Origin of the sequence: Photorhabdus tasmaniensis (genome assembly GCF_011189505.1) — a bacterium.
In the GTDB taxonomy this organism is placed as follows: Bacteria; Pseudomonadota; Gammaproteobacteria; order Enterobacterales; family Enterobacteriaceae; genus Photorhabdus; species Photorhabdus tasmaniensis.
The window spans coordinates 1-7,993 of the sequence record NZ_PUJU01000087.1 but is presented as its reverse complement, the minus strand read 5'-3'; the positions used below and the strand labels follow the sequence as shown (position 1 = coordinate 7,993).

Sequence of the window (7,993 nt, the reverse complement as noted above, 5' to 3'; positions counted from 1 at the left end):
ACAAAATTCATCAAAATGAGTGTTGCAAAAACGAGGGTGACCATAGATTTTATGCTCTCCTTATAGTACGGTTGGGCTTCAGACCCGTATAAAGTTTCGTCACTTTATGGAAGCGAATAGCCTGTGCTCTAGTGAAAAATGGCTATTTGGGTTGTCGGTAAACGTCAGGCCTGACAATTTGCCAGACAAAATTCTCACGATTCACTGGGGTGTATCCCATTTTTTCGTATAGCCACGGAGCTGTAGATGTGACTAACATAATCCTTCGTAGGCGTGTCATGACAGGATGAGACTGGCAACATTCCATAAGCCAACGTCCTAGTTTCAGTTGTTGCCACTCTTCCAAAACATAGACATCACAGAGATAGCCAAATGTAGTGCTATCGGTAACCACACGAGCGAAACCAATTTGCTTATTACTATCAAAGAGTCCAAAACAAAGGCTGTTGCATATACTTTGTCTTACTGTATCAATGTCAATTCCTTCAGCCCAGGTTGAGCGGGTTAAATAACTATGAATAGCCTTGATATCAAACTGTTCAGAATTTGTGGTGATATTATAATTTTGGTACTGCCAGGTATGAATATTTTTCATATTCTTATTCCACCTCTGATTATCAAAAGGTTTCCGTTTCAAACTAGCCTGTTAATATCTTTTGCTGCGAGAAAAACAACGCCATCACTAGAGATATAACGGCGATTATTCCACAAAGTGTCCATAATCCCTGTGGACTATCGACATTGCTTCCTAAAAAATGACCAACAACAGAATTTCCAACCACTCCACCGATCAGACCAGCAATCCCGAGTACACCATAAGCTGTGCCTAACAGACCGCCAGGAACATGTTCACTTGTGATGGCATCGATTGTTGGATCGATAGTAATTTCTCCTAAAGTATAACAAGCGATAAGAACGACAAATGTCCATATTTCAGTTGCCATGCCCATTCCACTAAAGCAGAGGGTAAAAGCCAGAAAACCAGCCCCCATTGTCCACCAATGTGATAGCCATTTGTTCAGCCAGACATTCACAATAACCTGTAATAGTATGACAACCGCGGCATTGGCAATAAAAAGCGCAGATACTGCCATCGGTCCCCATTGTTGCGAGGCAAAAAGTGGGAAAGAACTCTCAAGCTGCATGTAGATAAAATTGAAGGCAATATACAGTATGCAGGTAGCCAGGAAGGCCGGTTTTTTACTGAGGTAGACGAGTGTTTGCTTTGTGCCAGCTGAGCCAGAATATCCTTCAGTATTTAACTGAGTAGCCACCGACTGCTGAATTTTCAGTGTAAACAATAACGCTAATGCGATAAGTTGACTGGCGGCTGCGGTTAGAAAAAAGCTGGCGCTGTCTGCGTCCATAAAAAATCCGCCAATACTGCTACCGATAGCAACACCAATGTTGTTTACTGTGCTGCGAAATGAAAACAATAGCACTTTATTGCTTCCGACCGATACCTTAGCGACTAACGCCTTGGCCGCTGGAGTAAATAATCCTTTGCTGATACCAATGCTGAGACTCAAACAACAGATGATCCAGTGCACGGGTTCAGTAATCAGGAACATTAGATATGTCGTTATTTGAAGAGCCAGGCCACATTTCATGGTGAAATTAGCGCTGATTCTATCCGTCATTAAACCGCCGAGGAATGTTGCTCCATACTGCCCAACCAGAAAGAGAGAGAGCTGTAAGGTTGCGAATTCGGCTGAAAGATGCTGATGACGTACTAAGTAAACCACTAGAAATGGAATAACAGAAAAATAACCAATGGATGTCAGCCATTGAACAAATAACACCTTTCGGGTGTTAGGACAGAATTGACGAATTTCAAGTAAAATGGACATTTATAATACCTTCGTCAGAGATAGTATTTGCAATATTCGCCATTCAAGTTCTTGGGGCGTGTCTGCATCAACAATGAATCCCCCATGACGGTGGAAAGAATCAGTCAATTGAGGGATTTGCATCCCTTTATGAAGTATCCATTCGTGCCAACGTACCCATTCTGGTGGAGAGTCAAACGGATGTTGGTATGATTCGACATCTCCAGCAGGGAATTGGAAATAAGTAATCGCTGCGCAGCGGCCATAATCTGCGAGGAACGATACGGCCTGATTGGCAAATAACTTTATGCAAGCTTTTATCATATCAAACCCCGTTGCCAACTCGACCAACTGCCATATCCGATCACCGCCCGGGCGGTTATGGCATTCGATCAGGTATAGAATATTGCCATCCATCTTAACTTCAATATGACCTACGCCATCGGTCATACCAATATGGTCAAGCACAGTGAACACCCAGTCCCGCAGCTCAGGATCATTCGGCATATTGGCATGTATACAATGCCCGATCTCTACAACACCGGACGTACCGCCCAGTTTTTTTTCCGTAACCGCAACTAGATGATGCTGACCGTTAACCGTGAATGTCTCGCAGCTATACTCCTGTCCTGGCGCAAAACTTTCCACCATCCATTCTTCACCTAGTTCTGGTGATAGTTCATCGGAATGGCTCAGGATCGAGACTTGTTGACTGCCGGTTGCGAACCGTGGTTTCAGAACCACCGGTAACTGATGTTCGAGAATGAAGGCTTCCACTTTCGCCGGACTTTCTGCTTTGCTGAAGAGCACATTGTTGGCTGGGGTGGATGCCAAAGCCTGACGTGTACGAAGCTTGTCACGGCAAATCAGTGAACAACGCAGAGGAGGCCCCGGAATTTGTAGGGTGGCGGCAATGACTGCTGCAGGTTCCATACCATATTCTGTGAACGAAATGACAAAATCAAAGGCTCGGAGAATATGTTCATCCCCAGCCGCCAGTAATAAGGCGGGGAAATCATCAAAACGGATCAATAATACTTTTCGGGCATGCTCGTATTGAAATACTGTAACCCGTGACACTTCTGTCAGAATAGTGATCTCTATGTTGCAGTCGAGTGCTTTTCTGAAATAATCGTCAGTTGGGCCCAATAGAAGCATATGTTTTTTATCCAGCATTGGATGCCTCTTCACAAACGTATTCAATAACTTCATACAGACGATCTTGCGACTCCGTAGTTTGGCCCAACGCACAAATAAGCTTCAAAGTATCGGGCTGATGACTACAGATCGTTGTCAATATTTGATTGGCATGCAGGTAACGCCAAACTTCACTTGCTAAATCAGCAGTGGTGAAACGTAGAAAATGCAGGTTTGTCAGCGACAGAACGTTTACTAAAGAAGTTGGGTATGCTTTTGCAAGTTCGCTCAACTGGGCAGTAAAATGTGCCTGGGGTAAATTGCCCTCAGGATCTGAAAGCACAGGTTCCAGGTGAGCGAGAACTTCAAGTGCGACGCTGTGCCCCAGTGGATTACCAGAAAAGGTAGATGATAGCAGTTTTGAACAGCCTGGCCGGCACGTGAACGCATTAAATAGCGCTTGTCGGACAACTAACTGAGCTGATGGGATCAGACCTCCAGTCAGTGTCTTAGATAACAGGATAATATCTGGCTCAACGCGCCAACCTAAAGCTTGCATAGCGCTGTAGTCACCACAGCGCCCCATACCACTAAAAACTTCATCGGTGATAAATAACGACCCGTAACGCGTACAACCGGTGCGTAGACGATCCGCTTCATCAGCATTTAGGATTCGCCCCCCAGCAATGGCCTGTACAGGCTCAACCAACAAAGCCGCATAGTGTTCGCTGGCAAGTAATTGGTTCCCCTCATCAACATCATCAAAAAAGTCCACAAGGACGCTTTCCGTCAATACCTCATAGCCTTTGCGCCAGAATGTTCGATCGTTTAGCTGCAAAGTAAATGCTGTAAGTCCGTGAAATGCGCCCCGACGAACCAATATTTTTCGGCGACCTGTCGAGGATACGGCAATTTTCAATGCCGCTTCTACGGCCTCAGCGCCAGTGGAAAGGGTCCAATTGTTCCAATTTCCTCTAAGTTGTAGACGTTCGATGAGAGTTTTTGCCAGGTTTGGAGCTAAGGTCGTGATCCCTAAGGGAGCCCCTGCCGGGAGTTGTGCATCTAATGCGCGTTTTAATGCCCTAGTCAAAGGTTCAAAATTGTGGCCAAACAGCGTTGCGCCATAGTGACCGATGAAGTCAAACCAGACATTATCCTCAGTGTCGTACAGACGATCACCTTGGGCTTTGACAAAAATCGGTACGGTTCCGAGCGCATCTAGGGTGTCCGCCCATCCTTGGTTTACATAGTGTGAGTAGTCCTTCAGCAAGGTGCTCATGAATGCAAAAAATCCTTCATGGCAAAGTTTAAGGCGGGCCGATTCATTGTAACATGCAGCTTTTCCAACTCCTCCCACGTGCGCCAGGTCATTTCCAGCAGCAATCCATAACAGTCGCGTGCTATCTGCTGTGTCTTCACACTCTGTTCTCCACATTCGGCAAGGAGAAGACGGGAAATATAGGGGTGGAAGAGCTTTTCGTTTAGTGCCTCATGTTTGCGTGAATTTTCGTTCACTTCCTCAGCAAAAACGCCTGAGTTTGCCACCGCCTCATTGATGATGTTTGGCTGACCAGGTAGTCCTTCAGTTATCGTGGCCGCAGCGGCATAGGCAATAACGTGATTGCCAGCAAGCCAGGTATAGGTATCACAAAGTAGTTGGGCACAAGGCGTCGGGATAGCACTATGTATTTCATCCTCATCTAAGCCCAAAGCAAGACAAGTTCGCAGTTCATAAGATTCATGCCCCATTTCTTCGCTGTAGTAGCGGCGGAGAAGCCTCTTGAGAGGGCGAGGTAAACGGAGTGCCATGGCATTCGATACCAAATCGATAAAGCGCTCTGTAATATAATATTCTTGCGCATACACGGCCTGGATGAGCGTCTGCTGAGCACCATGTTCATTAGTCCGCAAAGCAGGGGCGAACTTGGCAGGTCCGAAACTTTCCAGCGAATCTTTTGCCCACCTTTCCAACCGCAGAGCCAAGTTTGTTCCAGAGTCAGGTGCTTCGATCAGCAATTTTGGAAATTCTTTACGGGTTGAATCTCCATCTAGGCTCCTGACTAATGACCAAGTGATAACAGACAGGCACTTACGAACCTCACCGGCCCAAAAAGCGGTAAGGTCAATGTTTGGTTCAATATTATCGCTACCAGTCAAACGTGAAAGTAATTGATGTGTCACATTCACTGCTGGAGGACACAGCTGCTCCCACGACAGTAACGCAACTTTCCCATACAGAAGAAACGCGTTATTTTCATGAGCTAGAATATCCGTGATATCTGCATTTTTGAGACTGTTGCTAAACGTCAAAAGCTCTGTCGCCGGTATGCACAGGGCAATTTCCCAAGGACTAAGTGTATCGAGTGCCTCGTCGAGAACTTTCTCGATAAGAACCTGTTTCTTGGCCAGTGTATGTTCTGGTGATGTTTCCCGTATAAATCCATATTCATGCAATACGTCCAGCACTTGCTGTTCGTCACTGTCTTCAAGCACATGACGCATTGTTTCCCAGCTATTCGGACATCCTTCACTCAATGATTTGAGTAATCCTAATAATTTATCTGGTTCACCACTGGTAATTTCCAACTCAGGATAGTTTTCACCAATCTCAATCATCCCCTGAGCATTTTTTACCAGTATCGGGGCATATAATACTGGCTTGACATAATGGCTTAGGCTCCACTGTTCCATGATGATTCCTCACGCGAAAATTCGTAATTCCAGATCGGATTCGTAGGTGCTGCAGATTTGGGCATCCCATATCTTCATGGTTTCCAATAACGTCATGATATGCACCAATGTGACGAGAGCCTCTTCCGCCGATATGGCTGAAATATGCCCCAGCAATTCATCAGTAATCAGATGATGTCCACCTTCTTCATTGACGGCTGAATGCCCGACTATCGGTTTCCAGAATCCTTCAGGAAGATCTAGTGCTTTGCAGGTTTTTACAAACAGCAAATTGAATTCTGGATAAGGTTCTTCGAACAAAAATAGTGCGGAGATAAAGCTCAGAAGATGTTGGCGCCCAAATGTCCCAAGAGTGCAGTAAACAGAGAACGTACTAGAAAGTGGTGTGGTTTCCTTCACTTTCCCCTCTGAGATCCCTGCAGCAGAGAGCGCTTTGAGTAACAAGGTCTCATGATCGTGTTCTTCAAGAAAAAGTCGTTTTATTCCTTGGAAAATGGGGTCGGGGCATTTATGAGACATTGCTGGCGCTATAATCGAAGGTGCAGCCTTGACAATATGATAATATTCAATGGCAAAACCAATAAGTTGAGAACGGGTAGCCCGTCCCTCACTCATTGCAACGTAGAGCGAAGAAGTACCCAATCGTGCATGCCATGCGAGAGAATAGCGTTTCAGTTGGTTAGCGAATTGCTTACCTGACAAAGTATCACTGATAATTGGGTAGTGACTTTCTGTTAAAAGATAGTGGTTATCAAACTGGACGATGAGATCCTCGATTTCGTCCGATAATGTTGGGTAAGCAGATTTCAGCTCAGCCAGTGTTTTCCCTCCCTTTTGTAGGTCTAAAAGAAAATCATCTAGCGAGTTATCATTCTGTTCCAAAGTAAGCACCACACTTTGCTGACGGTAGTCAATATGATGCTCTTCTCCATGGCGAGTATATGACACGCCATTACGAAAACGTGGAGTAGTGAAACGCTGGGGTGAGGTCTGCATGACGAACTCCGTTTACATTTAAATATTGGATAAGCGACGAAGTAAAGGTTGATTGTCATTTGAATAATAATTCCAAACAGCACTGTGGAAATTATCATATAATTCAACAAATAGACGGGTGTTAGCAATCATACTTTTCATCTGGTCGTTTCGGACGACAGAGATTTCGTGAAAGAGCTCACGGGTCAGTATCCCATGCTCGGCTTCAATATTTATATTGGCATGTGCCTTGATCGGTTTAATAAATTCCGGCGAAATTTTTCCGCTATTTTCCATTGCAAGAATATAGCTATCGACCTTTATATCCTTCCCTTCAAGGATACCCATAGTACTGAAGAAAAACAGCGGGTCATTTGCAGACCAGTAGGCAAGTGCATTACAGAGTGCTAAAGTTTCTGGCAATGGTAGCGTTTCTGCCATATCTTCTCTGGAAATATCGAGGTGATTTAATGCATTGAGAATAAGTTCATCATGTCCATACTCTTCACCGTAAAACTCATTCATAATGAGTCTTGCTTTGGTTGAGGGTAAATAGCTAAGAACCGGTGAGTCAAACCAACTTTCACGGAATAAAAAGTGATAGTTTTCAATGGCCATACCGTAATAGACTTTTTTGGGTACTTCTTTCGGTGATTGCATCGCTTGCCAGAACTTATTTTGGTAAAGCGTTGAATACAATAGACTGGCTTGGAGATCTTCTAAGAGCAAGATAGCCTCATCACCAGAGATGAACTTTTCTCCAGAATCATTGACATAACCGCTTTTATTTTCTATCAAAGCATCGAGAAATTCTGTAACTTCTTCGTTGCAAATTCCTGGGTGTTTTTCCAGGATTTTTTTCAACGGAGTCGTCCCATCACATTCATCGATTACTGCGTTCCAGGTGCTCAGGTCTCCCGACAGATTTTCGACAGTGAAGCATAAATCTTTATCATTGAATACAAAACCTGAATCAGTTTGTTCCAAACGACCCGAGATAGCGTAATTGTTTTCCATAAGTTTCTCTGCCTGAAATAAAAACAGTCAGCCGATCAGCTGACTGTTTTGGAATGTTTACAGATGCGCAGCCATCAGAATTGGGCGATCACTTTTCGGTTTGATAACAACTTTGGCTTTCTGCTTGGTAGAGGTATTCGGAATACTGTTCACTTGCTTGTCCATGACTTGCTCCATTACATTCAAGAAATTTAAGGGTGATGCATTCTATTTAGTGAGAATGCACAAATTAAACTAACAAGTCATTCACATTCTAGCAACAAATAAATTTGCCATAGACATGACGAGAGCATAAAATCTATGGTCACCCTCGTTTTTGCAACACTCATTTTGATGAATTTTGG

General features: G+C 44.3%; 7 protein-coding genes. All 7 read right to left on the bottom strand.

What is annotated here, in order from left to right; genetic code table 11:
* Positions 1-142 precede the first annotated feature (142 nt).
* The 7 genes from C5471_RS22170 to C5471_RS22140 are packed head-to-tail and all read right to left on the bottom strand — an operon-like array spanning position 143 to position 7,649.
* Complete coding sequence (locus C5471_RS22170; protein ID WP_133815564.1) at positions 143-595, bottom strand: GNAT family N-acetyltransferase; 453 nt, start codon at positions 593-595, stop codon at positions 143-145.
* A gap of 43 nt (positions 596-638) precedes the next feature.
* Positions 639-1,850, bottom strand: a complete 1,212-nt coding sequence (locus C5471_RS22165; protein WP_133815563.1) for an MFS transporter — start codon at positions 1,848-1,850, stop codon at positions 639-641.
* Complete coding sequence (locus C5471_RS22160) at positions 1,851-2,987, bottom strand: ATP-grasp domain-containing protein (protein ID WP_166296439.1); 1,137 nt, start codon at positions 2,985-2,987, stop codon at positions 1,851-1,853.
* Between the two features lie 7 nt (positions 2,988-2,994).
* Positions 2,995-4,245 carry an aminotransferase class III-fold pyridoxal phosphate-dependent enzyme gene (locus tag C5471_RS22155; RefSeq protein ID WP_166296436.1) on the bottom strand — a complete coding sequence of 417 codons (1,251 nt, stop codon included), beginning with the start codon at positions 4,243-4,245 and terminating at the stop codon, positions 2,995-2,997.
* On the bottom strand, positions 4,242-5,657 hold the full coding sequence (locus C5471_RS22150) for an iron-containing redox enzyme family protein (RefSeq protein ID WP_133815560.1): 1,416 nt from the start codon (positions 5,655-5,657) through the stop codon (positions 4,242-4,244). Before C5471_RS22150 ends, C5471_RS22155 begins: the two co-directional genes overlap by 4 nt.
* A 9-nt stretch (positions 5,658-5,666) precedes the next feature.
* Complete coding sequence (locus C5471_RS22145; protein WP_133815559.1) at positions 5,667-6,653, bottom strand: thiaminase II/PqqC family protein; 987 nt, start codon at positions 6,651-6,653, stop codon at positions 5,667-5,669.
* Between the two features lie 18 nt (positions 6,654-6,671).
* The gene (locus tag C5471_RS22140) at positions 6,672-7,649 is read right to left on the bottom strand and encodes an iron-containing redox enzyme family protein (RefSeq protein ID WP_133815558.1); all 978 of its coding nucleotides are present in this window, start codon (positions 7,647-7,649) and stop codon (positions 6,672-6,674) included.
* Positions 7,650-7,993: the final 344 nt, after the last annotated feature.